The organism is Aeribacillus sp. FSL K6-2848 (genome assembly GCF_038004325.1).
Classification (GTDB): Bacteria; Bacillota; Bacilli; order Bacillales; family Aeribacillaceae; genus Aeribacillus; species Aeribacillus composti.
Window position 1 is genome coordinate 2,063,056 of the sequence record NZ_JBBOQQ010000001.1, and the last position, 24,965, is coordinate 2,088,020.

The window sequence follows — 24,965 nt, forward strand, 5'->3', positions numbered from 1 at the left end:
TCTGCCTTTTATGGTGGATCCATGTAAAACCGAGCGATATCAACAGGAAAATCATCAACGTGAGCGATGCATGAAATCATTTCGTTCGTAAAAGGATGCAAAAATGATAGTTTAACGGCGTGAAGTGCTTGTCGATGAAATGTGTCTTTTCCGCCATAAAGAACATCTCCGACTAACGGATGACCGATGTAACTCATATGGACGCGGATTTGATGAGTGCGCCCGGTATCGAGGGAAAGCTCTACGAGCGATGTTTGTTCATCGGGAAACGTATGTAAGACGCGGTAGTGTGTTACCGCTTTTGCACCCGTTTTCGAAACTCTGCGTCTCGTCGGATGATGGCGATCGCGTCCAATCGGTGCAGAAATCGTTCCTGATTTATTTTTTAGGATGCCATGGACGAGCGCTACATACGTCCGTTTGATGAGCCGTCTTTCCAACATCCGATCAAGCGTGGCTCCTGCAAGCGTATGTTTGGCAAACAAAATCGTTCCCGATGTGTCACGATCAAGCCGGTGAATATGCCGTACTTTCGTCAAAATCCCTTGTGATTGTAAATAAAAAGCGACCGCGTTCGCTAAAGTCCCTATTTGAGAAGGTTCAGAAGGATGGATATCGATTCCAGCGCCTTTATTAATAATAAGGAGATGCTCGTCCTCCCATAAAACGGAAAGCTCTCGATATTCAGGAATAATGATGGAAGGTTCAGGTTTATAAAGATACAACTGCAGGCGGTCTTTTTCTTTTAATGGCGTTTGCCATGATACTTCTTTTCCGTTGAGCTTGATTCCTTTTTCCATTCGCAGTTGATGAGCTAACTTTTTAGAGGCGCACCATACTTCTTTTAGCAACGATTCAATCGTACGTCCTTCCCAAAAAGAAGGAATGACACATTCAAGCCAGTCTCCTTTTTTGGACCACATCATTATTTCACTCCAAAATTTCAAAACAGTGGAAACACTTTCTACCTCAATATATGTATCAGATATGATACACTCATAGTAGCGTTTTATAGTATGTTATGCAAGTGCGAAAAGGTGGTAAGAACATGAAAATGGTTTATGCAGCCACGAAAGAACAAGAGGAATATATGAATTATTTAGTCAATTATTTTTACACAAACATTTTTCCGTATTATTTTGATGATGAACAAATTAATAAGTTTGAAAATTCGAAAATCCTTTCATTACCAAGGGAATACGTTACATACAATGGAACGATGAAAGAAGCGTTTCAAATTATTTCATCACTTCAATCGTTAATTACTGTGATCGAATATGTAGGAGAAAGCGGAGATTGCGAACGGTATCGTGATCTATTTGAGCGGAACGTCAAATTACTTAGGCGGTACGGTATTACGTTTCCGTTTATGATCGAGCAGTTTATGAGCAAGCGTCATTACCCATGCAGTATGTATTTGCCTTCACAAAGCGATTGGTTAATGTAAGATGGAGCTCGTCCATCACAGGGCGAGCTCCTTATTTATGTGCGCCCGGCATGTACATGAACTATAGGGTGTAAGTCCCGAACCCCGAAGACAGAAGTAGAGGTTAGCCAAGAGCAAGGGTGTCCGTGGTGACGCGGAATCTGAAGGAAGCTGGAGGCAAAACACCGGTCCGAGGAACACGAACCTCATATAAGGCTAGGTATGATTGAGTGAGTTTGCATAACAAAACAAAGCTCTTTCTGTCGAAGGTCATATCGAGTAAATGAGGCGGATAGATGGTGTGAAAGTGCATGTACTTACCCGGGGAGGTCTGGCGGATATGTGAAGTACTCTTCATAACCTACTTAGTGATAAGTAGCTGAACCGTCAGAAGTCAGCAGAGGTCATAGTATTAGTTGGTCTAGAACAACTAAGAAGGACCGAACAATTAAGAGAGAATAGCCCTTGGCATTCAGTGAGTCATGATGAACACAGAAAACGTAGTACCTCACTTGAGGGAGGAAGCGGTGAATCCCGTGGGAGACCCCTTGGAGGGAGGAGTGACCACTGGCATAAAGAGAACAGCTATTCACGGAAGTTATAAAGACTTGCGTCAATTATCTTAATTGAACCGCCGTATACGGAACCGTACGTACGGTGGTGTGAGAGGACGGGAGTTAATCGCTCCCTCCTACTCGATTGCTATGTTGAATCGAAGAAAACCAGTCACGGAAAACTGCTTTTTCATGATAGCCATCGATTCGTTTTACTTCTTTCCCTTTTTCATAATGAACAAGGGTTGGTGTTCCATCAATATGGTACTTATCCCATCCATCTTCAAATTCAAGCAAATTAAACATTTTTAAGTCAATGCCCATTTGTTTTGCCAAAGGGACGACGATCGGAGTTATTTTTTTACAGTGCGGACAAGTCGGGCTGTAAAAATAGACGGTGACCGTTTCTTTGTTTTTTAACTTCTGTTCTAATTCGTTCGGCAAAATGATGTTTTGATAATTTGGATCATCAAGCTGCGCAACAGTTGCAGGGTCAAGTTCTTCTTTATGATAAGGATTATTTTTGGCAGCTTGTTTTTGCTGATACGATGTGATAAAGGAGATCGCCGCAAACAGCGCTACAATAATCGATCCGAAGATAAGGAGCTTTTTCAACTTATTTTCCCTTCTTTCTCTTTACGAATAATGAAGATGCTTAATACACTAATGAGAAAAAATGCAACTAACGCTAAAAATGGAATCGTAATAAAGCCAAGCCAATTAATGTACTGTCCCGTGCAAGGGACGCGGCCGCACGAAATCGCATGGGTTTGGAAAAACGAAATTTTTTGCAGAGCATAATGGTAAAGAGAAATCGCTCCACCGATGATGGATAATGCAAGGCTATAGCGAGCGATGCCATATTCTTTCCGAATGGCCGCAAGCCCTAACAAAACCACCTGTGGATACATAAAAATGCGTTGAAACCAGCAAAGATCACAAGGGATAAATTTTAAAATTTCGGAAAAGTAAAGGCTACCAAGCGTCGCGATCAATGAAATTCCCCAAGCGCCGATAAGCGCGTTTTCCAATGTTTTGGCATTGTTATTCATACTGTAGTCCCCTTATTTCTCATGTTTATTGCCATTTTCATTATATTGGACGAAAAGGAGAATGTAAAATTTTAATAAATATATAAGCCGCTATTTTTATTTGAGCATTTTGCACATTTTTCAACCCAAGAGCCATAAGGATTTCAAAGACATAAAAAAGGACTTCACCCCTAAAATGTAGAATTTTTGAAGTGACGAAACCACAAAAATTCAAAAGGAGGAAGTCACTTTGTATATTCTACAAGAAAGCCTATTTTCCTTTGAAGAACTGCAAAAATTAGAGTCAAAAGAGAAATTACCTATCTTTTTTAGCTCGCTTGATTTACGCCCTTATGCTAAACAGTTGAGAAGTTCTTCACCCCGAGGGGCTGACGGTCATTCCAGAGAAGGGATTCTAAGGGCTCTCATCGCTGCCCCACTCGAAGGCATCGACACCTTTACCGCCCTTCATCATCGATTGGATAAAGACCTTCGTTTCCGTTATCAATGCGGTTTATCGATTGATCGCCCCGCACCGTCTATCTCCACTCTCAGCCGGGTTTTTGCGGCACTTACCAAAAAAAAGCTGGCTGAAAAGATCTTCCTTGACTTGGTACAGTTAGCTCAGGAGGAAGGAATAATTGACGGCAGCCACCAGGCCATCGACAGTGCCGCCATTGATGCCTATGAAAAGAAACAGCCCAAAAAGCGTAGTGAACAAACGGGTAATGCCAATTGGGGCGCAAAATATGATTCCTTCGGCAATAAAATTACCTGGTTTGGCTATAAGATGCATCTTTCAGTCGATACCGCAAGCGAACTGCCAATAGCCATAAAAGTAACCCCTGCCCATGTGAACGATGGAGAAGTCGCACCAGAATTAATAGAGCAAGTGGCAGAGCGTACCAAATCCAAAATTGAATTTCTGATCATGGATGGCGGATATGACCAACTAAAAAACTATGAATCAGCCAAAAACATTGGAGCGCAAGCCATTATCCCGCTCAATTTGCGCAACGAAAAAGAGCCTCCTGAAGGGATTTCTTCCAATGGAACTCCGCGTTGTTCCATGGGTTATGAAATGACTTATTGGGGAGCTGATAAGGACCAGCTCAAGTTCAGATGTCCTCACGCAACCGGCAAAGTGGATTGCCCATTAGGAATGGCAGCCTGTTCATCTTCCAACTATGGAATGGTGGTAAAAGTCGACATCAAAAAGGATGTGCGCCGATATTCCAATCCGCACCGTGATACAAAACGTTGGAAAGAACTTTACAATGAGCGAACCAGTGTAGAACGGTGCAATTCAAGAATGAAAAGTTATCTTACAGCGAACTCCCTGCATGTGTGGGGAATCGATAAAGTAAAAACTCATATTTACTTGAACGCCATCGTATTACTGGTTTCAGCTCTCGCAATGGCAAAAGAGAGTAAAAAGCAACAAACCGCTTAAAAAATTTTTAAAGCGAAAAATTCTGCAAGTACGCCCAAAAAAGGACAAACAGAATATTTGTAAACCAAAGATACAAAATACCCCAATTTATTTGGGTTTCTTTTAAAACTCTTTTTAATAAAAATCTAATTTTGCAAAATGCTCATTTTATAGTACAATGCTTGTGTACAACTGGACATAGAGGTGAGAAATTTGGAACGAGCATGGTGGAAAGAGGCGGTTGTGTATCAAATTTATCCGCGCAGTTTTTACGATTCCAACGGGGATGGCATTGGCGATATCCGCGGCATTATCGCGAAACTTGATTATTTAAAAGAACTTGGCGTGGATGTGGTATGGCTATCTCCGGTATATAAATCGCCAAATGATGACAACGGATATGATATAAGCGATTATCGGGAGATTATGGATGAATTTGGTACGATGGAAGATTGGGAAGAAATGCTTGAGGAAATGCACAAACGCGGGATTAAGCTAGTGATGGATTTAGTCGTCAATCATACATCAGATGAGCATCCGTGGTTTATCGAATCAAGAAAGTCAAAGGACAATCCGTATCGCGACTACTATATATGGCGGCCTGGAAAAGATGGAAAGGAACCGAACAATTGGGAGTCAATTTTTAGCGGTTCAGCGTGGGAATATGACGAAACGACGGAAGAATATTATTTGCATCTTTTTTCAAAAAAACAACCAGATTTAAACTGGGAAAATCCAAAAGTGCGCCGCGAAGTGTATGACATAATGAAGTTTTGGCTTGATAAAGGCGTCGACGGCTTCCGAATGGATGTCATCAACATGATTTCGAAAGTGCCAGAATTACCGGACGGAAAACCGCAGGAAGGGAAGAAATACGCTTCGGGAAGCAAGTATTTTATGAACGGTCCGCGCGTTCATGAGTTTTTGCAAGAGATGAACCGCGAAGTATTGTCAAAATACGACATTATGACGGTCGGAGAAACGCCGGGAGTCACACCAAAAGAGGGAATTTTATATACCGACCCATCGCGTCATGAGTTGAACATGGTGTTTCAATTCGAGCATGTTGGTTTAGATTCCGGACCTGGAGGAAAATGGGATATTCGTCCATGGTCGTTGGCCGATTTGAAAAAAACGATGACAAAATGGCAAAAAGAGCTAGAAGGAAAAGGATGGAACAGTCTTTACTTAAACAATCATGATCAGCCACGCGCTGTTTCTCGCTTTGGCGATGATGGAAAGTATCGTGTGGAATCGGCGAAAATGCTTGCAACATTTCTCCATATGATGCAAGGAACACCGTATATTTACCAAGGTGAAGAGATCGGAATGACCAATGTGCGCTTCCCGTCGATTGAATACTACCGCGATATTGAAACATTGAACATGTATAAAGAACGTGTGGAAGAATATGGTGAAGATCCGCAAAAAGTGATGGAGAAAATTTATTATAAAGGGCGTGACAACGCGCGCACACCGATGCAGTGGGATGACAGCGAAAACGCAGGATTTACAACGGGGACGCCATGGATTCCAGTAAATCCAAATTATAAGGAAATCAACGTAAAAGAGGCTTTAGCGGATCCAAATTCGGTGTTTCATTATTATAAAAAATTAATTCAACTTCGCAAGCAGCATGACATTATTGTCTATGGAACATATGACTTAATTTTGGAAGACGATCCGTATATTTACGCATACACACGCACATTGGGAAATGAAAAGCTGATTGTTATTACTAATTTTTCTGAAAAAACTCCTGTTTTCCGGCTTCCGGATGATATCACCTACAAAACAAAAGAACTGCTTATCAGCAATTACGATGTTGATGAAACGGAAGAACTGAAAGAAATTCGCTTGCGTCCATGGGAGGCGCGCGTATATAAAATCCGTTTGTCATGAAACATTTGCTTTTTCCGGTGCCAATACTAAGCGATACAAACATTATTTTCTACCTATATCCTCCCGCCAATCCGCCCATAATAATCGGTGAAAGGGGAGGATCACATGAATAATAACAACAAAGTTCAAGACGTTATGACGAAAAATGTAGCGACAGTTTCTCCTAACCAAACAGTTCAAGAAGCTGCGCAAATCATGAGCCAAAAAAATATTGGGGCTCTTCCAGTAGTGGAAAACGGTCAAGTAAAAGGAATGATCACGGACCGTGATATTACACTTCGTACATCGGCGCAAGGAAAAGATCCAGCTTCCACTCCTGTATCGGAAATAATGACGAATCGCGTGGTCACTGGTACGCCTAATATGAGCGTTCAAGAGGCGGCAAGTGTGATGGCGCAACATCAAATTCGTCGTTTGCCAATTGTCGAAAATAACCAAATTCAAGGAATTGTCGCTTTAGGCGATATCGCGACAAACAGCGCGTCCGATCAAGCGGCGGGACAAGCATTGACAAACATTTCTGAGCCGTCGCAACCACAAGGATAAAAAAATGAAGGATGTCTCTGACTTATGAGACATCCTTTTCTTGTGCGCCCGGCATGGGTGTAATCTATAGGGTGAAAGTCCCGAGCTGCGAAGGCAGAAGTAGCAGTTAGCTTAACGCAAGGGTGTCCGTGGTGACGCGGAATCTGAAGGAAGCGAGCGGCAAACTTCCGGTCTGAGGAACACGAACTTCATATGAGGCTAGGTATCACTGGGTGAGTTTGCAAGACAAAACAAAGCCCTTTCTGCCGAAGGTGATACAGAGTAAATGAAGCAGATGGATGGAAGGAAAGATTACACTCTTACCCGGGGAGGTCTGGCTGGCACGCCAAGTAACCTTGGTAACCTATCTAGTGATAGATAGCTGAACCGTCAGAAGTCAGCAGAGGTCATAGTATTAGTTGGTCTAGAACAACTAAGAAGGACCGAACAATTAAGAGAGAATAGCCCTTGGCATTCAGTGAGTCATGATGAACACAGAAAACGTAGTACCTCACTTGAGGGAGGAAGCGGTGAATCCCGTGGGAGATCTCTTGGAGGGTGGAGTGACCACTGGCATAAAGAGAACAGCTATTCACGGAAGTTATAAAGACTTGCGTCAATTATCTTAATTGAACCGCCGTATACGGAACCGTACGTACGGTGGTGTGAGAGGACGGGAGTTAATCGCTCCCTCCTACTCGATTTATGAAGGATATTGTATGATGATAACGAATATATAAAGAAAGGGAGGGATGTCCGTTGGATTGGAAAAATAAATATGAACAATGGTTAGCACATAAGTCATTAGACAAAGAATTAAAGCGTTTATTAACAGAGCGTCAAGACGACCTGAAATGGCTGGAAGATTGTTTTTATAAAAACTTAGAATTTGGCACAGGCGGCATGCGGGGAGAAATTGGTCCGGGGACAAACCGGATGAACATATACACGATTCGGAAAGCATCAGAAGGTTTGGCGCGATACATAGAGTCCTTTGGCGAAGAAGCAAAAAAACGCGGTGTTGTCATTGCCTATGATTCGCGGCATAAGTCTCGGGAATTTGCGATGGAAGCAGCGAAAACATTGGCTACTCACGGCATTCAAACATATGTATTTGATGAGCTGAGACCAACGCCGGAGCTTTCGTTTGCTGTTCGTTATTTGCAAGCATTTTCCGGCATCGTCATCACCGCAAGCCATAATCCGCCAGAATATAATGGATATAAAGTATATGGATAAGATGGGGGGCAGCTTCCTCCAGACACGGCAGATGCGGTGATTCGATACGTCAATGAAGTGGAAAATGAACTTGATATCCATGTTGAGGACGAAGCAATTTTAAAAGAAAAAGGGCTCATTCAAATCATCGGCGAAGAAGTGGACAATGCTTATATTGACGCTGTAAAAACGGTCTCCCTTCAACCGAAGCTTGCGGAAGAAGTCGATATTCACATCGTTTTTACACCGCTTCACGGCACATCAAACAAACCGATTCGCCGCGCGTTAAAGGAACTTGGATACCGAAATGTATTTGTTGTTAAGGAACAAGAGCAGCCAGATCCGAACTTTTCCACAGTTGCATCGCCAAACCCAGAGGAGCATGCGGCATTTGCGTTAGCGATAGAGTACGGCAAAAAAGTCAATGCTGACTTGTTAATTGCGACAGACCCTGACGCCGACCGATTAGGGATTGCCGTAAAAAATGAAAAAGGCGACTATGTTGTATTGACCGGAAATCAAACAGGAGGCTTATTGCTTCATTACCTGCTATCCCAAAAGAAAGAAAAAGGGATATTGCTGCAAAATGGCGTGGTGCTAAAAACGATTGTAACCTCCGAGTTTGGCCGCGCGATTGCGCAATCTTTCGGCTTAGATACGGTGGATACATTAACAGGATTTAAATTTATCGGCGAAAAAATCAAAGAATATGAACAAACGGGGCAATATACGTTCCAATTTGGCTATGAGGAAAGCTACGGCTATTTAATCGGTGATTTTGCCCGCGACAAAGATGCGGTGCAAGCAGCGGTATTGGCTGCGGAGGTATGCGCATTTTACAAAAAACAAGGGATGTCTTTGTATGAAGGATTAATACAATTGTTTGACCAATACGGCTATTACCGGGAAGGACAGCAGTCATTAACGTTAAAAGGAAAAGAAGGAGCAGAAACGATTCAAGCGATTTTAACATCGTTCCGCAATGAGCCTCCGACAGAAGCAGCAGGAAAAAAAGTAACCGTGATCGAAGATTATAAAACGAAAGAACGGATCCATACGTTGACGGGCGAAAAAACAGTGATTACCCTTCCAACTTCCAACGTATTAAAGTATATATTGGAGGACGATTCATGGTTTTGCTTGCGTCCTTCGGGAACGGAGCCGAAAATCAAAGTGTATTTCGGTGTGAAGGGACAGTCATTGGCCGACAGTGAAGCAAAGCTGCAGCAACTTTCCAATGTAGTGATGAAACGAGTTCATGACTTTCTTCGCACTGCTTCGTTATCTTAACCGTAAATAAACGAACGCATACAGAAAGGATCATGCTATATGTTAACAAATCAAGTAGCGATTGTTACAGGGGCTTCTCGAGGAATCGGAAAAGCCGTTGCATTTCAATTAGCGGAGCAAGGAGCAAAATTGGCGCTGGCGGGAAGTTCTGAAGGGGTTTATGAAACGGAAAAAGAGCTGAAAGAAAAAGGATTCTCTTATGTGAAGGCGTTCCGAGTGGACGTTGCCAATGAACAGCAGATGCAAAAGATGGTCACAGAAGTATTAGAAGAGTTTGGACAAATCGATATTCTCGTCAACAATGCAGGAATCGGATTTTTTAAAGAAGTGGAAGAGACGACCGTGGAAGAATGGGAGCGCATCTTTGCCGTCAATGTTCAAGGTGTGTTTATTGGGGTAAAAGCCGTGCTTCCGCATATGAAAGAAAGAAAATCGGGAACAATTATTACCATTTCTTCCGATGTCGGCCGCTACACGATTCCGAACGGGGCGGCATACACCGCGACCAAATACGCCGTTCAAGGATTTTCCGGTTCGCTTGCGCAGGAAGTAAGAAAGTACGGCATTCGCGTTGGCACGATTAACCCGGGAATGGTTGATACGTACTTTGCTAATTCGATTCAAGGCGTTCCGGAAAAACGCGATTGGCTGAAAGCCGAAGATGTCGCAAAAGCGGTCGTGTATATGGCAAGCGCTCCAAAGCATATGCTTATTGATGAGATTATTCTTCATCCGCTCATTCAACAATATCCTATTGCATAAGACAAAAAAGACAATGCCGATGGCGGCGTTGTCTTTTTTTCGTGCGCCCGGCATGTACATGAACTATAGGGTGTAAGTCCCGAACCCCGAAGACAGAAGTAGAGGTTAGCCAAGAGCAAGGGTGTCCGTGGTGACGCGGAATCTGAAGGAAGCTGGAGGCAAAACACCGGTCCGAGGAACACGAACCTCATATAAGGCTAGGTATGATTGAGTGAGTTTGCGAAACAAAACAAAGCTCTTTCTGTCGAAGGTCATATCGAGTAAATGAGGCGGATAGATGGTGTGAAAGTGCATGTACTTACCCGGGGAGATCTGGCTGGCACGCCAAGTAACCTTGGTAACCTATCTAGTGATAGATAACTGAACAGTCAGAAGTCAGCAGAAGTCATAGTACTCTTTTCGAGCTCGAGACGAAAGAGGAAGGACTGAACAATTAAGGAGAACGAATCGCTAGGCGTTCACCTTCTGTGTGGAAGCAGACAATCCGATAGGACTTACTTGAAGGAGGAAGTGGTGAACCCCACGGGGGACTTCAAGAGGGTGGAGCAGAAGATGGCACAAATAGAAGAATTCGTTCACGTGGAGAGGATATCAATGTTGATGGAAATGATTTTGTCACGGGAAAATCTCCTGGCGGCACTGAAACGAGTCGAACAGAATAAAGGAGGTCACGGAGTAGATGGCATGTCCGTAAAAGACCTACGAAGACACCTCTACGAAAATTGGGACTCCATTCGACAGTCGTTGAGAGAAGGAACCTACAAGCCCTTACCCGTCCGTCGAGTCGAAATCCCGAAACCGAACGGTGGAGTAAGACTTCTAGGGATCCCTACCGTGACGGATCGTTTCATCCAACAAGCGATTGCCCAAGTGTTGACGAAAATCTTTGATCCGACCTTCTCGAACCATAGCTATGGTTTCCGACCAGGTAGAAGGGGACATGATGCGGTTAGGGAAGCAAAGGGTTATATCAAAGAAGGATATCGTTGGGTAGTCGATATAGACCTAGAGAAATTCTTTGACAAGGTGAATCACGACAAACTGATGGGGATCTTGGCGAAAACGATCAAAGATCGAATTCTACTGAAGGTAATTCGCCGGTATCTTCAATCAGGCGTGATGATCAATGGAGTGGTAATGGAAACGGACATGGGAACGCCTCAAGGCGGCCCGCTTAGTCCACTTTTATCAAACATCATGCTTCATGAATTGGATAAAGAGCTTGAGAAACGTGGACATAAGTTTGTTCGGTATGCGGATGACTGTAACATCTATGTGAAAACAAAGAAAGCAGGAATTCGTGTCATGAACTCCATTACGAACTTTATAGAGAAGGAGTTAAAGCTCAAGGTAAATAAAGAGAAATCGGCGGTAGACCGTCCTTGGAAACGGAAGTTTCTCGGTTTCAGCTTCACACTCAATAAGACTCCAAAGGTACGGATTGCGAACGAAAGTGTGAAACGTTTGAAGAACAAGATCCGTGAAATTACATCAAGGTCGAAACCGTATCCAATGGAGAAAAGGATTGAGAAACTGAACAAGTATTTAATGGGATGGTGCGGATATTTTGCCTTGGCAGAAACACCAAGTAAGTTCAAAGAATTTGATGAATGGATTAGACGAAGGCTTCGGATGTGTTTGTGGAAAGAATGGAAAACCCCGAAAACAAGAATTCGGAAACTCAGAGGATTAGAAGTTCCAAGCCATAAAGCATTCGAATGGGGCAATACACGCAAGAAATATTGGCGGATTGCCTGCAGTCCCATTCTACACAAAACCCTCGACAACTCCTATTGGAAGCGTCGAGGGTTAAGAAGTCTATTCGAAAGATATCAAGCACTACGTCATACTTAATTGAACCGCCGTATACCGAACGGTACGTACGGTGGTGTGAGAGGTCGGGGGTTAGTCACCCCCTCCTACTCGATTATACGATTGGAGCGAAGGGGGAAGAAAAATGAGCAAGGACAAGCAGGATATTCAAGAATTGCTTACATTAAAATCCATTGCCGAAACATTGAATGAGTGCAATGATTTAAAGGAAATGCTGCAGACGGTATTAAAGGAATTAATACAAGTGATGAAACTGCAATGCGGCTGGATTTTTTTTGTTCATCCAAAAGAAGGATACTCTCTTATTGCTGACTATCAATTACCTCCTGCACTGACATGGGAAAATAAGAAGCCGATGTGCGAAGGAGGCTGTTGGTGTTTGGAACGGTACAGAGATGGGCGGCTGCAGCGGGCAGCGAATGTCATTGAATGCAAGCGGCTTGAAAAGGCAATCGAAGAGCAATGGGGAGATACCAATGGCGTTACCCACCACGCGAGCATTCCTCTTCGTGCAGGGGATGAGAAATTTGGAGTGCTCAATGTAGCTGCTCCGCATAAAACGAGCTTTACAAATGAGGAACTGGCATTATTAGAAGCGGTTGCTTATCAAATCGGGACAGCAATAAAGCGAATCAAGCTCGCCGAAAATGAACAAAATCTCGCGTTAATAGCAGAACGCAACCGCTTAGCGCGAGATTTGCACGATTCGGTGAGCCAATTATTATTTTCGCTGCAGTTGACGGCCCGCGGCGCAAAAGAAATGACTCAAGGCGAAACAATAAAAGATACGTTCGCCTACATTCAGCAATTAGCGCAAGAAGCCCTTCAGGAAATGCGGGCGCTTATTTGGCAGCTTCGTCCGCACGGGTTAGAACATGGGCTAGCCAACGCCTTTCAGCATTACGGAGATATGCTCGGGTTAAAAGTAACCGTGGATATTAACGGACTGATCGATTTATCTAATGAAGTCGAAGAGTGTTTATGGCGCGTGGGACAAGAAGCATTGAATAACTGCAAAAAACACGCGGGAGTGTCTGAGGTTGATATGGCGATCCACGTCCAAAAGCACTATGTCCATATGAAAATACATGATGAGGGATGCGGATTTTCCAAGACGGATGGACATCCTTTTTCTCTCGGCTTAAATAGTATGAAAGAGAGGCTTCAGAGCCATGCCATTCTCCTTGACGGACTTTTCTCTCGGCTTAAATAGTATGAAAGAGAGGGTCGCATCGTTAAATGGAGAAATTCATATTAAAAGTGCCGCAGGAGAAGGAACGGCGATTGATGTCATCATTCCGTTGAAAAAGGGGAGAGGATAATGGGGATCAATGTACTTATTGTGGATGATCATCATGTTGTTCGGCGAGGATTAGCATTTTTCCTCAACACGCAAAAAGAAATTAACGTAGTCGGTGAAGCGTCCAATGGAAAAGAAGCGGTGGAACGGGTGAAAGAACTGCAACCAGATGTCGTGTTAATGAATTTGGTCATGCCGGTTATGGATGGCGTGGAAGCCACGAAAAAAATAAAGGAGCTGTCTCCTCATACGAAAATTCTCATTTTAACAAGCTTTTCTGATGTGGATCATGTTATTCCCGCCATTCGTGCCGGCGCGTCGGGGTATCAATTGAAGGATGTAGAACCAGATCAGTTAGTACAAGTGATTATATCTGTGTACCGAGGCGAAAATCAGCTTCACCCGAAAGTCACCACGCATTTAATGACTCATGTGTCAAAGGGAGGGGATCGTAAGGAACAACTTATTGAAGTATTGACGAAGAGGGAAAAAGAAATGCTTGCGGAAATTGCGAAAGGAAAAAGCAATAAAGAGATTGCCGCAGCATTAATGATTACAGAAAAAACGGTCAAAACGCATGTATCCAATATACTGGCTAAGTTAAATCTTGCGGATCGCACCCAAGCGGCTCTTTATGCTGTAAAACATCTCAGACTTTAGTTGTATTTTGAGGCTTCGGCTACTTTCGTATGTACAGCTCCCCCGATTTGCCGGTGAAAGAAGCCATTCCTTTGATTACACTATAATCAGAAAAACAAGGAAAAAAGGAGAGAAATGCCACGCATATCGTTGTAGTGAACGGAAGTTAATAGAGCTTATGAGGGGGATGACGAAAATATGACGAGGCAAGCAATCAAGAATGCTCTCAAGGATGTTCTTGACAAAGTTTTGGATAAAGCTGTAGGCAGGGCTGGAGGCGTACCAGGAGTGGTTGCAATGATAACTGATCGCGAGGGCAACATCTACGAAGGTGCAGCCGGGGTGCGCGAACTCGGAAAGGAAACGCCGATGACCACCGACACAGTGTTTGCTCTTTTCTCGACCACTAAAGCCATCACCGGCACAGTATTGATGCAATTGGTCGAGGAAGGAAAAGTCAGTCTCGACGATCCAGTCAAAAAGTATGTTCCTGAGATTGCCGAGATTAAGGTTCTTGAGGGATTTGACGCTGACGGGCAGCCTAAAGCCATCTCTCCTCACCGAAGCAAAATAAAGCTGCCGAGAAATGAACGGCAGCTTTTGTCTATTTCAGCAAATATACGCGTGCTTCATACGGTTTCAGCTTAAAGCGTGTTGCGTTTTTATGCGGTTTTACATCATAGTTTTGCAGCACCAAATTTTCTGAGCTTAATCGAATGCCATCATATCGATACAGCGCTGGTTTATCGCTTAAATTGACAATAACCACCGCTTTTTCGTTTCCAAGCGTTCTTGTGTACGCATAAATCGTCGGATGCTTTTCTAAAATCAAATCGTACGTTCCATAAATAAACACTTCGTTCTCCTTGCGAAGCCGAATCATTTTTTTGTAAAACTGAAGGACGGAGTTCGGGTCGCGCAATTGCGCCTCGACGTTAATGGTCTTATAGTTTTCGTTCACTTTCATCCATGGCGTTCCCGTCGTAAACCCCGCGTTTGGCGCGTCGGACCATTGCATTGGGGTTCGCGAATTGTCGCGCCCTGTTTTCCAAATCACTTTCATAATTTCTTCATGGGAGCGACCCTTTTCCCGTTCGATTTGATACATTCTTTTAATAGCAACATCATTGTAGTCTTCAATATTCGAAAATTGGACGTTCGTCATCCCAATCTCCTGTCCTTGATAAATAAACGGTGTTCCTTGCATCAAAAAGTACATCGCACCAAGCGCCTTCGCACTTTCGGTAAGGTACTCCTTATCATTTCCCCATGTCGAGACAGAACGAGGCTGATCGTGGTTTTCTAAAAACAATGCGTTCCAGCCGCGGTTTTCCAGCCCTTTTTGCCATTTTGTCAACGTACGCTTTAATTGGCGCACATCCACTCCGCCATTCGTTCCTTTTTGCCATAACCCTAAATGTTCAAACTGGAAGATCATATTGAAAATACCGTTTTCCTCACCGACCCATTCTTCCGCGTCCTCGACGGTAACGCCATTCGCTTCTCCAACCGTCATAATATCATAGCGTGCAAACGTTTGCATTTTGAGCTCTCTTAAATAATCCATAATTCCCTCTTGGTTCATATGGCCAGCAAAAGACGGAACATAATCTAGCCCTTTCGGATTCGGCAAATCCGGCAATCCCGGCTTTTTCTTAATATGTGAAATGGCATCCACTCGAAATCCATCCATTCCTTTATCCAGCCACCAATTAATCATTTTATACAACGCTTGGCGCACTTCTTCGTTTTCCCAGTTTAAATCCGGCTGCTTTACATCAAATATGTGCAAGTAATATTGATCAGTTTTCGGATCGTACTCCCACGCCGATCCACCAAAGATGCTTTCCCAGTTGTTCGGCTCTTTGCCATTTTTTCCATCACGCCAAATGTACCAATCCCGTTTCGGATTATCCCTTGATGAACGCGATTCAATAAACCATGGGTGTTCATCGCTTGTATGGTTAATGACTAAATCTAAAATCACTTTCATGCCGCGCCGGTGAATTTCCTCGAGCAATAAATCAAAGTCTTCCATTGTCCCGAATTCTTCCATAATCGCATGATAATCGCTAATATCATATCCGTTATCGGCATTTGGCGACTTGTAAATTGGACAAATCCATATGATATCGATTCCAAGGTCTTTTAAATAGTCAAGCTTCTCGATAATTCCGCGAAGATCTCCAATTCCATTGCCATTTGAATCCATGAAGCTTCTCGGATAAATTTGATACGCGACTCCTTCTTTCCACCAAGCTTTCTTCACGTCTGTATCCTCCTCTTTTTGTGCATAGGTTTTCACTATTAACTGTACACTACATGATGCCAATATACAATCTTTTTTGCAAAAAAGAAGGCAGCCTTCTTTTGTATACATAGAAAGCTGCGCTTTTTCTATTCTTACTCTGTTTTGGAGCGATTCGCCTCGTAAATTTTTAAATTATGGTACGCCAATTTTAACAGTGGCGTTTCGATTTCGTATTGTTCCGCCAATGAAAGCAAATATCCTTGCAAATGATCCGCTTCAATGAGTTGTCCTTTTTCCATATCCCGCTGCATCGATGATTTCATCGTCGCTTCTATTCGGTTTAATTGCGCCAGTTGTTTTTCTTCGATATCATCGCGGCAATTGGTGCTCCATGAGCCCGCATCACGGCCGCAATCTCTTTTAGCAATCCGAAAATAATTTCTTGTCCGTACTTTCCAGAACGAATTGGTCCAATCGGCGCTCGAAACAGCGTCGTCACCCCTGACATTGTCGCGATAAATAAATATTTATTCCACATATCTGTCGCAATATGCTCGCTTAAACGAAAACGGGCGTTGCAGCCGGAAAATAATTGTTCCAACGCAAGAACGCGCTCCGTCCGCTCCCCGGACCATTCCCCAAATCGAACATCATGGGAAGCGCTTGTTTGCGCGATTTCTCCATGCTCATTCAGCGTTGTTTCAATAAAACAAAGCCCTCCTAACACGTTTTCCTTTCCAAACTCATTCCAAAGTATTTCCATATGCGCCATGCCGTTTAACAGCGGTAAAATCATCGTTTTTTCTCCAACATACGGTTTCACATCGCGAATCGCTTCCGGCAAATGGTATGCTTTGTTGGAAAAAATGACGACATCAAACGGCTCGGCTTGCTCACCCGTTACAAGCAGCTTCGGAGACAGCACCGCATCGCCGTGAACGCTATGAATCACTAGTCCCTTCTCTTGCAGCTGCTTTTTTCTTCGCTTGCGAACAAGAAATGTCACGTCCACTCCTTTTTCGAGCAATCTTCCGCCGAAATAACCGCCAACCGCGCCTGCACCGACTACAAGTATACGCATATATTTATTCCCCCTTATAAAACAAAAAGAAAGTTATTTTTCTTATGACAAAACAGTGAATGAACAGGAAAACACAAACGAAAAAGCTCGTCCTCATTTAACTTGAAATAAATACGAAAAAGGAAAAAAGGGGAATAGTTTCCCCTTTTTATGTCAGCAACAGCGTGATACTTTTCCGCTTTTGCCGTTATAGCGCGCTTCCTGCACTTCGCAGAAAAACTCTTTTCTTGATTTTATCGGCTCTCCTGGATGATGTGTTTTCATATGTTCTACATATTTCTCGTAGTTTGGAACACCAACCAGCACCTGCAACCAATGAAGCACAAATGCGGCAAATCATTATGAACGACTACAATAATGCCGATATATCCAAAATGATCGATAAAATAATGTAAATAATGCTCCACCATTATGCGTAAGTGGCTTCATACGATTCTTAACGGGAATCGTCGCTAGACATATTGCAAAGCAATATGGAGCGCAGCTTATCTGATGTGGCGGTGGTTTTTGGAGTAAAAGGAGTCCAGCTTGCGCACCATAGTTTGTCTGTGCGGAAAGTAAAACATCATTTTCCTTCGTTGTCTATCGGTTGTTCGGTTCATTCGATCGCGGAAGCGATGGAAGCGGAAGAAAGCGGTGCTGATTATTGTATATACGGCCACGTTTTTGCTACTGGAAGCAAAGTAGGGGTACCGCCGCGCGGAATAGAATCATTGCGAAGTGTCGTCAATCACGTGAATATACCTGTTATCGCGATTGGCGGCATCCATTCCAATAATGCAGAACAAGTACTGAAAGCTGGTGCGCAAGGGATTGCCGTCATGTCAGCGGTATTTTTTGCCGACGATCCTGTTAGCGAAGCAAAGAAACTCGCAAAAATTGTGAAGAAAATGGTATGAATGTGGAGGAAATCGTTAGGAAAAAGAGAAGAGGGGATTTAAATGGAACGTTATCATTATGACGTTGTGATCGTTGGCGGCGGAATTATTGGCGCTTCTATTGCTTTTCAGTTGGCGAAACGTCATTTTCGCGTCGGTGTGCTCGAAAAAGGGCGGATTGCGAGCCAATCGTCAAGCGCGGCGGCAGGAATGCTTGGGGCGCAATCTGAATTTTTCGAAGAAAGTCCGCTTATTCCTCTCGCGATCAAAAGCAGGGGCATGACTCCTAAGCTTGCGGAGGAATTAAAGGAACTCACCGGAATCGACATTGGGCTTGTACAGAAAGGCATGTTGAAAGTGGCAGTAACGGAGGAAGAAGCAGCCGCCCTTCGCCGTCATTACGAATTTTGGCAGCATACCGATTATCCAGTACGATGGCTGTCGGTGGATGAGGCAGCGGAAATAGAGCCGAATGTTTCCCGTGATTTAGCGGGCGCGATGTACATCCCATCAGACGGACAAGTGAGCGCTTCTGATTTCGCTATCGCTTTTGCGAATGCCTCGATTGTCTATGGAGCAAAGTGGCATGAGTATACGGAAGTCATCGATTTACAACGAGCAGATTATTCATACATGATTCACACCAATCATGGAACGATCGCAGCCGATGTTGTGGTTATTGCGGCAGGAGCATGGTCTTCGCGTGTTCTTGCCAAAACGGGCATATCGCTGCCGATGTATCCAGTCAAAGGGGAATGTCTTCTTGTAAAAACAGAAAAACCGTTAATTCAAGCGACCGTATTTGCGAAAAACGGTTGTTATATCGTTCCAAAACGAGGAAATCGCCTGTTGATAGGGGCAACTTCGACACCGCACACATTTGACCGAAAAGTATCGATTCATGGAATCATGAATTTGCTTGAACGTGCGCATCATCTTCTTCCAGAAATGAAAAATGCGGAATGGGAAAAAGCGTGGAGCGGCATCCGCCCGCAAACGAGCGATGGCTTGCCATACATAGGGGAGCATCCGTGCTATCCGAATGTATGGATCGCGACAGGTCATTACCGAAACGGAATTTTGTTAAGTCCGATTACCGGCGTATTGTTAGCCGATCTCATTGAAGGAAAAGGAAGCGAGGTCGACCTTGCTCCATTTTCACTTACAAGACATCAAGCAAAGGTGGGAAAGTGATGGAACTCATTATTAACGGCGAATCGATTCATGTTCCAGATGAAGTGAAAACGGTTAGCGATTTGCTTGCCCATTTTCAGTTAAACAATAAAATTGCGATTGTCGAAGTAAATTTAACGATTATCCCAAAACAGCAATATGAAACAGCGGTGTTATGCAACGGCGATAAAGTAGAAATCGTTCATTTTGTAGGAGGCGGTTGATATGTTAAAAATCGGGCCATATGAATTTCAATCAAGATTGTTGCTAGGAACAGGAAAATATCCAGACTTGGAAGTACAAAAGCAAGCAGTGGAAGTGTCAGGTGCGGAAATTTTAACGTTTGCTGTTCGACGCATGAACATTTTTGAACCAAACCAGCCTAATTTTTTGGAAAATTTAGATCTTACCTGAATCCGTGACAAAACATCTTTACAATGGTCGCAAACCGTTGATACGATAAGGGAAAACGACGTTGACGATTCTTCATCAAGTAGGTGATGTGATGAAAGATTTCCCGATTCGGTTTGTATTGACAGATGAAGCGATTACCCCAAGTGCTGGGCTTGCTCTCGTTGGCTACTTACTCCATCGAACGAAACTGGATAAACGGGTAAACGCACTTCGGCTTCCAACGGTTCGTCGAGAAGTGCACATTTCCCATAGCGATGTCATTCGCTCGATGATTGGCTTGCTTGCCACAGGAAAAACGGATTTCGATCATATCGAAGCGTATCGTCAGGACGATATCTTTTCGGCATCGATGGGGATTCAGCACGTGCCTTCCTCTCCAACCTTGCGACAACGACTCGATCAGCTCGCTTGTCTTCCGATGACCGAAACGATTCTTTGGGAGGAGTCCATACGTCTGTTGATTCAACGACATGCCACTTTGTCCCCTTGTTGGACCAAAGGAAAGACGACATGGCTTCCCCTTGATATAGATGGTTCCCCATTTGACAACTCCGATACGAAAAAAGAAGGAGTCAGTCGAACGTATAAAGGATTTGACGGTTTTACACCGTTGTTTGCGTATGCAGGGAAGGAAGGGTATCTCGTTCATGCCGAGTTGCGTCCAGGGAAACAACATGTGCAAGACAACATGCCCTCGTTTTTAGTCACCGCTATCCGTCGAGCTCGTCAACTGACTTCATCTCGTCTGCTTGTTCGCATGGATGCAGGAAACGATGCAGAAGCGAATGTGCACGTATGCCTAAAGGAAGACGTGGACTTTGTCATCAAGCGAAACTTACGCCGAGAATCGACAGCGCTTTGGTTCCAGATCGCTTCGCAAAAGGGCAAACGTGTCGATGATGGACAAAGCGAAGGAGTACAAACCTATGAGCTATGCCTTCCACAGAAGGCAGCGATCGATGGAAACACGTATACGTACGTTCAAGTCACCCAAGTGACGGAACGGACGATGGAACGCAATGGACAGCTGATGCTCGTTCCTGATTATGAAGTGGAAAGCTATTGGGTGCGGCTCAAAGGATACGAGCATGTTCGAATGAGCGATGTGCTCGCGTTGTATCATGACCATGCGACATGCGAACAGTTTCATAGCGAACTGAAGAGCGACTTAGATTTAGAGCGGCTTCCATCTGGGAAGATGAAAACGAATGCGCTCGTGTTGGTCATGGGAGCCTTCGTTTACAATCTTCTTCGTCTGATTGGACAAGATCTATTAAGCGATCCGAGACATCCGTTGCACCACAAAGTGAAACGCCGCCGCATCAAGACGATTATTCAGACGGTGATCACGATGGCAGGGCGACTCGTCCGTCGATCACGACAGATCTGGATGAAACTGACGCGAAGGAGTGGCTATAGCGAGCCCCTACTGAACGTCTATCAGAAATGGAGAGAGGCAAGATAACGAACGAATGTTCGGGCACTGATGTCCAACGTCACTCCCTGTGCTTTTTTGTCTATTTTTTTGGTTCGTATACCTAAAAAAGAGATTTGTTCCATTTTCGGAAATAGAGATGACATAGGTCATAAGCATAAAAAGGGTTTTATGGATTATCAATCCATCAAAATTACAACAAAATCAAAGTCGATTTCAATTCATCACGGATTCAGGATTTTTTTATGGTAATTTTTGACGTTTTATGGTTGAGGATATTAGGGAATATGTAAAATAAGGTATTGTTTTAGTAGGAGGAAACATCATGAACATTTGCCCGCTATGCAACGGATTACGTAATGTGGCAGTGCATTGTTCGCGCTGTCAGAAGCAAATGGTGGATCAAGGAAAAATTACGGATTATTTTGATGATTACAGCCCGTATATGGATATTGATATGATGAAATTGGTCGATGGGTATCCGAAGACATTGATTCGGCACGAATGTGTGCATCTTTTTTATTGTCTGCATTGCTGTCACGAAGAAGTGCGGTTTATTAATCGAGTAGGAGGGAGCGATTAACTCCCGTCCTCTCACACCACCGTACGTACGGTTCCGTATACGGCGGTTCAATTAAGATGATTGACGCAAGTCTTTATAACTTCCGTGAATAGCTGTTCTCTTTATGCCAGTGGTCACTCCACCCTCCAAGAGGTCTCCCACGGGATTCACCGCTTCCTTCCTCAAGTGAGGTACTACGTTTTCTGTGTTCATCATGACTCACTGAATGCCAAGGGCTATTCTCTCTTAATTGTTCGGTCCTTCTTAGTAGTTCTAAACCAACTAATACTATGACCTCTGCTGACTTCTGACTGTTCAGCTATCTATCACTAGATAGGTTACCAAGGTTACTTGGCGTGCCAGCCAGACCTCCCCGGGTAAGAGTGTAATCTTTCCTTCCATCCATCTGCTTCATTTACTCTGTATCACCTTCGGCAGAAAGGGCTTTGTTTTGTCTTGCAAACTCACCCAGTGATACCTAGCCTCATATGAAGTTCGTGTTCCGAGAGACCCAAAGTTTGCCGCTCGCTTCCTTCAGATTCCGCGTCACCACGGACACCCTTGCGTTAAGCTAACTGCTACTTCTGCCTTCGCAGCTCGGGACTTTCACCCTATAGATTACACCCATGCCGGGCGCACAAGAATAGGCTCTAGCATCATCGCTAGAGCCTGTGCAATATTTTGGGGAACGATATCGTTATTTTTCATCCGCAGAACGGATTCGTTTTTCCGTTTCGATATCGAAAAAGTGTGCTTTGTTCATATCTAAGGCAAGGTCTAATTGGTGGCCTGGCTTGATTTCTGTGCGGGCATCGATGCGTGCGACAAATTCTTGTCCATTAATATTGGAATAAATCATCGATTCTGCACCAAGCAGCTCGGCTACCTCAACGCGGGCGGTAATTTTCGTATTTGGCGATGCTTCAAGGAAGAGTGGTTCATCATGGATGTCTTCTGGGCGAATGCCTAAAATGACTTCTTTACCAATATAGCCCTGGTCATGAAGCACTTTCATTTTTCCTTCTGGAACGCTAATAGTAATATTACCAATGACAAACTTGCCATCTTGCAATGTTCCTTTTAAGAAGTTCATCGCTGGAGAGCCGATAAAGCCACCGACGAAAATATTTTCTGGTTTTTCATATACTTCCCTCGGTGTGCCGACTTGCTGGATGACACCATCTTTCATGACAACAAGCCGTGTTGCCATTGTCATCGCTTCCGTTTGATCATGTGTGACGTAAATCGTTGTTGTTTCTAAACGCTGATGTAATTTAGCGATTTCGGAACGCATTTGCACACGAAGTTTTGCATCCAAGTTCGAAAGCGGTTCGTCCATTAGAAATACTTTTGCGTCGCGGACGATGGCGCGTCCTAATGCCACCCGTTGTCGTTGGCCGCCAGAAAGCGCTTTTGGCTTGCGATCTAAGTATTGCTCAAGGCCAAGAATGCGCGCTGCTTCGCGGACGCGGCGTTCGATTTCTGCTTTTGGGAATTTCCGTAATTTTAAGCCAAACGCCATGTTATCGTAAACGCTCATATGCGGATAAAGCGCGTAGTTTTGGAATACCATCGCAATATCGCGGTCTTTTGGCGCGACATCATTCATGCGCTTGCCGTCAATATATAAGTCGCCTTTTGAAATTTCCTCAAGACCGGCAATCATTCGCAATGTTGTCGATTTGCCGCAGCCGGATGGACCGACAAAGACGATAAATTCCTTATCTTTAATATGTAGGTTAAAATCTTTTACAGCGATTACGTTGTTATCGTAAATTTTATAAATGTGCTCTAAACGAAGCTCTGCCATATTCTCACTCCCCCTATTAGAAAACGTTTTCAACTGCTTTAAGCGTACCGAAAATAGCAGAATTCGTAAATGGACAACATGCACAAAAAAAGAGGGAGATTTCAGGCAAGATGACGAATAGACGGACTATGCGCTTGCCTCGTATGGTGATCCTGGCTTTACTGTAGTTCAATTGTCCGCATATTGCTGTAATAATATTGCTAAATACACAGCGACAGCTCCTTTAAAATGTTTAATATCGATTCCTGTTTTTTCAATAAATTTATCAATGCGATATTGTAAACTGTTGCGGTGCATATATAACTTTTTTGCCGCTAAGGAAACGTTTAGATTGCATTGAAAAAACGTTTTGATGATATGAAGTGACTCGTCATCCAATGTTTCGAGAAAAGGAAGCGACTTCTTGATCATTTCAAGTTCCGAGGAACCATGGATAAGCAATAGCGGAATCACATCTTCCATCTGATATACCGTTTGTGTTGGCATATACGTTTGTGCTAGCTGGAAACATTGTTTTTCGTGGCAAAATAATTCATAAAGATGGTCACCATATGGATGGATGTGCCCGATAAATAGATGAATGGTGATATAAAAATCAGTAGATAATGTATCAATAATTTCAGCAAACGGCAAAGGATCTAGGGTTGGTTTTTGTTTTTTTTCAATAATGACACCTCGGTAGTCGTGTTCCCAAACGATAATAATATGTTCGGAAAACAACCCGCTGATGACATCGAAAAAATTATCTTTGTTGACAACAGAACCTTTTATGAAAAAATGAATAAAGCGATAATACGGGGAGTGGGAGGAAAAATGCTGCAGCAACGTTGAATCTCCATGCGTGACCCAACGATGCCACGCCATTTCTTCATCGCTAATCGTACGGCTGACATCGGGAATCGGCGTGAGAAAAATCGATAATAGCTGTTTTTCCTGTTTCGATAGACGTTGTTTGCAAATTCCAATTTTATCTCCATCTTTTGTATAAAACCATTCATATGCATCAGTGTCGGCTACTTGTTCATTAATGACGATTGCATCCTTATAGTAGGATTTTAGCTGTTTGAGCATGGCGATGTTTCCTTTCTACATCTGAATGATTCCTTTCACTTATTATACAAAAGAAAAACCGATTTTCCCAATAAAAAGGAAAATCGGTTTTTGAATGGCTACGTTGTTTCATGAGGAGGTTCTTCTTTTGCTAAGTCGCGCGCTTCCTCGATGTTTACGGCATCACCGTGGCCATGGACATAGCCCCCTGCCAATCCCTCATTGATCATACGGTCGATATCCATATAGTGTTCATCACGTCCTTCATATTGGGAATCTTGATAATTCCGTTTGTTTCGTTCCGTCATAATGCGTCCCTCCTTGTTTTTTGTAGTTTGTATTATAAAAGCATAGATTATTCGTATTCATTATATATATGTCAAAAAGCAGGACAAGCAA

21 protein-coding genes and 4 pseudogenes are annotated in these 24,965 nt (G+C 43.5%); 16 read left to right on the plus strand and 9 right to left on the minus strand.

Translation table 11 applies throughout. From position 1 onward, the window contains the following. Positions 1 to 8: 8 nt before the first annotated feature. Positions 9 to 923: an RluA family pseudouridine synthase gene (locus tag NSS70_RS09990; RefSeq protein ID WP_339195742.1), complete on the minus strand. Its 915-nt coding sequence runs from the start codon at positions 921 to 923 to the stop codon at positions 9 to 11. Positions 924 to 1,048: 125 nt separating this feature from the next. Here NSS70_RS09990 and NSS70_RS09995 point away from each other — a divergent pair, with 125 nt between their 5' ends. Next, positions 1,049 to 1,447, plus strand: coding sequence for a YhcU family protein (locus NSS70_RS09995; RefSeq protein WP_081189044.1), 399 nt, complete (start codon positions 1,049 to 1,051; stop codon positions 1,445 to 1,447). A gap of 656 nt (positions 1,448 to 2,103) precedes the next feature. Here NSS70_RS09995 and NSS70_RS10000 read toward each other — a convergent pair. Next, positions 2,104 to 2,595, minus strand: a complete 492-nt coding sequence (locus NSS70_RS10000) for a thioredoxin family protein (RefSeq protein WP_340856589.1) — start codon at positions 2,593 to 2,595, stop codon at positions 2,104 to 2,106. Beyond that, positions 2,592 to 3,032, minus strand: coding sequence for a disulfide formation protein C (locus tag NSS70_RS10005; protein ID WP_339195588.1), 441 nt, complete (start codon positions 3,030 to 3,032; stop codon positions 2,592 to 2,594). The genes NSS70_RS10000 and NSS70_RS10005 overlap by 4 nt, the downstream gene beginning before the upstream one ends. A gap of 229 nt (positions 3,033 to 3,261) precedes the next feature. On the opposite strand from NSS70_RS10005, the gene NSS70_RS10010 reads away from it, so the two are divergent. From NSS70_RS10010 to NSS70_RS10050, 9 genes and pseudogenes are all read left to right on the plus strand, one after another. Next, on the plus strand, positions 3,262 to 4,464 hold the full coding sequence (locus NSS70_RS10010; RefSeq protein WP_340881415.1) for a transposase: 1,203 nt from the start codon (positions 3,262 to 3,264) through the stop codon (positions 4,462 to 4,464). 192 nt (positions 4,465 to 4,656) lie between these two features. After that, positions 4,657 to 6,345, plus strand: coding sequence for a glycoside hydrolase family 13 protein (locus NSS70_RS10015; protein ID WP_081189041.1), 1,689 nt, complete (start codon positions 4,657 to 4,659; stop codon positions 6,343 to 6,345). 105 nt (positions 6,346 to 6,450) lie between these two features. Beyond that, on the plus strand, positions 6,451 to 6,891 hold the full coding sequence (locus NSS70_RS10020; RefSeq protein WP_062756343.1) for a CBS domain-containing protein: 441 nt from the start codon (positions 6,451 to 6,453) through the stop codon (positions 6,889 to 6,891). A gap of 738 nt (positions 6,892 to 7,629) precedes the next feature. Further along, positions 7,630 to 9,378 (plus strand): annotated as a pseudogene (locus NSS70_RS10025) (phospho-sugar mutase). Between the two features lie 39 nt (positions 9,379 to 9,417). Beyond that, complete coding sequence (locus NSS70_RS10030; protein WP_340881417.1) at positions 9,418 to 10,140, plus strand: SDR family oxidoreductase; 723 nt, start codon at positions 9,418 to 9,420, stop codon at positions 10,138 to 10,140. Between the two features lie 594 nt (positions 10,141 to 10,734). Then, complete coding sequence (ltrA, locus tag NSS70_RS10035) at positions 10,735 to 11,994, plus strand: group II intron reverse transcriptase/maturase (protein WP_094245397.1); 1,260 nt, start codon at positions 10,735 to 10,737, stop codon at positions 11,992 to 11,994. Between the two features lie 226 nt (positions 11,995 to 12,220). Further along, the gene (locus NSS70_RS10040; RefSeq protein ID WP_420534723.1) at positions 12,221 to 13,186 is read left to right on the plus strand and encodes a GAF domain-containing sensor histidine kinase; all 966 of its coding nucleotides are present in this window, start codon (positions 12,221 to 12,223) and stop codon (positions 13,184 to 13,186) included. Between the two features lie 108 nt (positions 13,187 to 13,294). Further along, a complete protein-coding gene (locus NSS70_RS10045) occupies positions 13,295 to 13,933 on the plus strand; it encodes a response regulator transcription factor (RefSeq protein WP_340881420.1) in 639 nt (212 codons plus the stop codon). Between the two features lie 177 nt (positions 13,934 to 14,110). After that, positions 14,111 to 14,560 carry a serine hydrolase domain-containing protein gene (locus NSS70_RS10050; protein ID WP_339195604.1) on the plus strand — a complete coding sequence of 150 codons (450 nt, stop codon included), beginning with the start codon at positions 14,111 to 14,113 and terminating at the stop codon, positions 14,558 to 14,560. Here NSS70_RS10050 and NSS70_RS10055 read toward each other — a convergent pair. The 3 genes and pseudogenes from NSS70_RS10055 to NSS70_RS10065 form a co-directional block, all read right to left on the minus strand. Next, on the minus strand, positions 14,517 to 16,181 hold the full coding sequence (locus NSS70_RS10055) for a glycoside hydrolase family 13 protein (protein ID WP_340881423.1): 1,665 nt from the start codon (positions 16,179 to 16,181) through the stop codon (positions 14,517 to 14,519). The genes NSS70_RS10050 and NSS70_RS10055 overlap by 44 nt on opposite strands. Before the next feature lie 134 nt (positions 16,182 to 16,315). Continuing rightward, positions 16,316 to 17,244: pseudogene (gene panE, locus NSS70_RS10060) on the minus strand (2-dehydropantoate 2-reductase). Between the two features lie 153 nt (positions 17,245 to 17,397). Next, positions 17,398 to 17,568, minus strand: coding sequence for a YbdD/YjiX family protein (locus NSS70_RS10065; protein ID WP_340881425.1), 171 nt, complete (start codon positions 17,566 to 17,568; stop codon positions 17,398 to 17,400). Between the two features lie 167 nt (positions 17,569 to 17,735). On the opposite strand from NSS70_RS10065, the pseudogene NSS70_RS10070 reads away from it, so the two are divergent. From NSS70_RS10070 to NSS70_RS10095, 6 genes and pseudogenes are all read left to right on the plus strand, one after another. Next, a pseudogene (locus tag NSS70_RS10070) lies at positions 17,736 to 18,143 on the plus strand (DUF561 domain-containing protein); the annotation flags it as partial. A 42-nt stretch (positions 18,144 to 18,185) separates the two neighbouring features. Beyond that, on the plus strand, positions 18,186 to 19,316 hold the full coding sequence (gene thiO / locus NSS70_RS10075) for a glycine oxidase ThiO (protein WP_309218821.1): 1,131 nt from the start codon (positions 18,186 to 18,188) through the stop codon (positions 19,314 to 19,316). Beyond that, positions 19,316 to 19,519, plus strand: coding sequence for a sulfur carrier protein ThiS (gene thiS / locus NSS70_RS10080; protein WP_062753947.1), 204 nt, complete (start codon positions 19,316 to 19,318; stop codon positions 19,517 to 19,519). The genes thiO and thiS overlap by 1 nt, the downstream gene beginning before the upstream one ends. Position 19,520: 1 nt before the next feature. Then, a pseudogene (locus NSS70_RS10085) lies at positions 19,521 to 19,706 on the plus strand (thiazole synthase); the annotation flags it as partial. A gap of 94 nt (positions 19,707 to 19,800) precedes the next feature. Further along, entirely contained in the window at positions 19,801 to 21,174 is a 1,374-nt protein-coding gene (locus NSS70_RS10090) for an IS1380-like element ISGsp2 family transposase (protein WP_327847978.1), read from the plus strand. A gap of 295 nt (positions 21,175 to 21,469) precedes the next feature. Further along, positions 21,470 to 21,727, plus strand: a complete 258-nt coding sequence (locus tag NSS70_RS10095) for a hypothetical protein (RefSeq protein WP_339211487.1) — start codon at positions 21,470 to 21,472, stop codon at positions 21,725 to 21,727. Between the two features lie 676 nt (positions 21,728 to 22,403). Here NSS70_RS10095 and NSS70_RS10100 read toward each other — a convergent pair. The 3 genes from NSS70_RS10100 to NSS70_RS10110 all read right to left on the minus strand — a co-directional run bounded on the left by NSS70_RS10100 (position 22,404) and on the right by NSS70_RS10110 (position 24,874). Continuing rightward, positions 22,404 to 23,516 (minus strand): ABC transporter ATP-binding protein, encoded by a 1,113-nt coding sequence (locus tag NSS70_RS10100; protein ID WP_094245756.1) that lies wholly within the window; start codon positions 23,514 to 23,516, stop codon positions 22,404 to 22,406. Between the two features lie 168 nt (positions 23,517 to 23,684). Further along, entirely contained in the window at positions 23,685 to 24,587 is a 903-nt protein-coding gene (locus NSS70_RS10105; protein ID WP_094245757.1) for a PucR family transcriptional regulator, read from the minus strand. 98 nt (positions 24,588 to 24,685) lie between these two features. Next, positions 24,686 to 24,874: a hypothetical protein gene (locus tag NSS70_RS10110; RefSeq protein ID WP_012749319.1), complete on the minus strand. Its 189-nt coding sequence runs from the start codon at positions 24,872 to 24,874 to the stop codon at positions 24,686 to 24,688. Positions 24,875 to 24,965 lie beyond the last annotated feature (91 nt).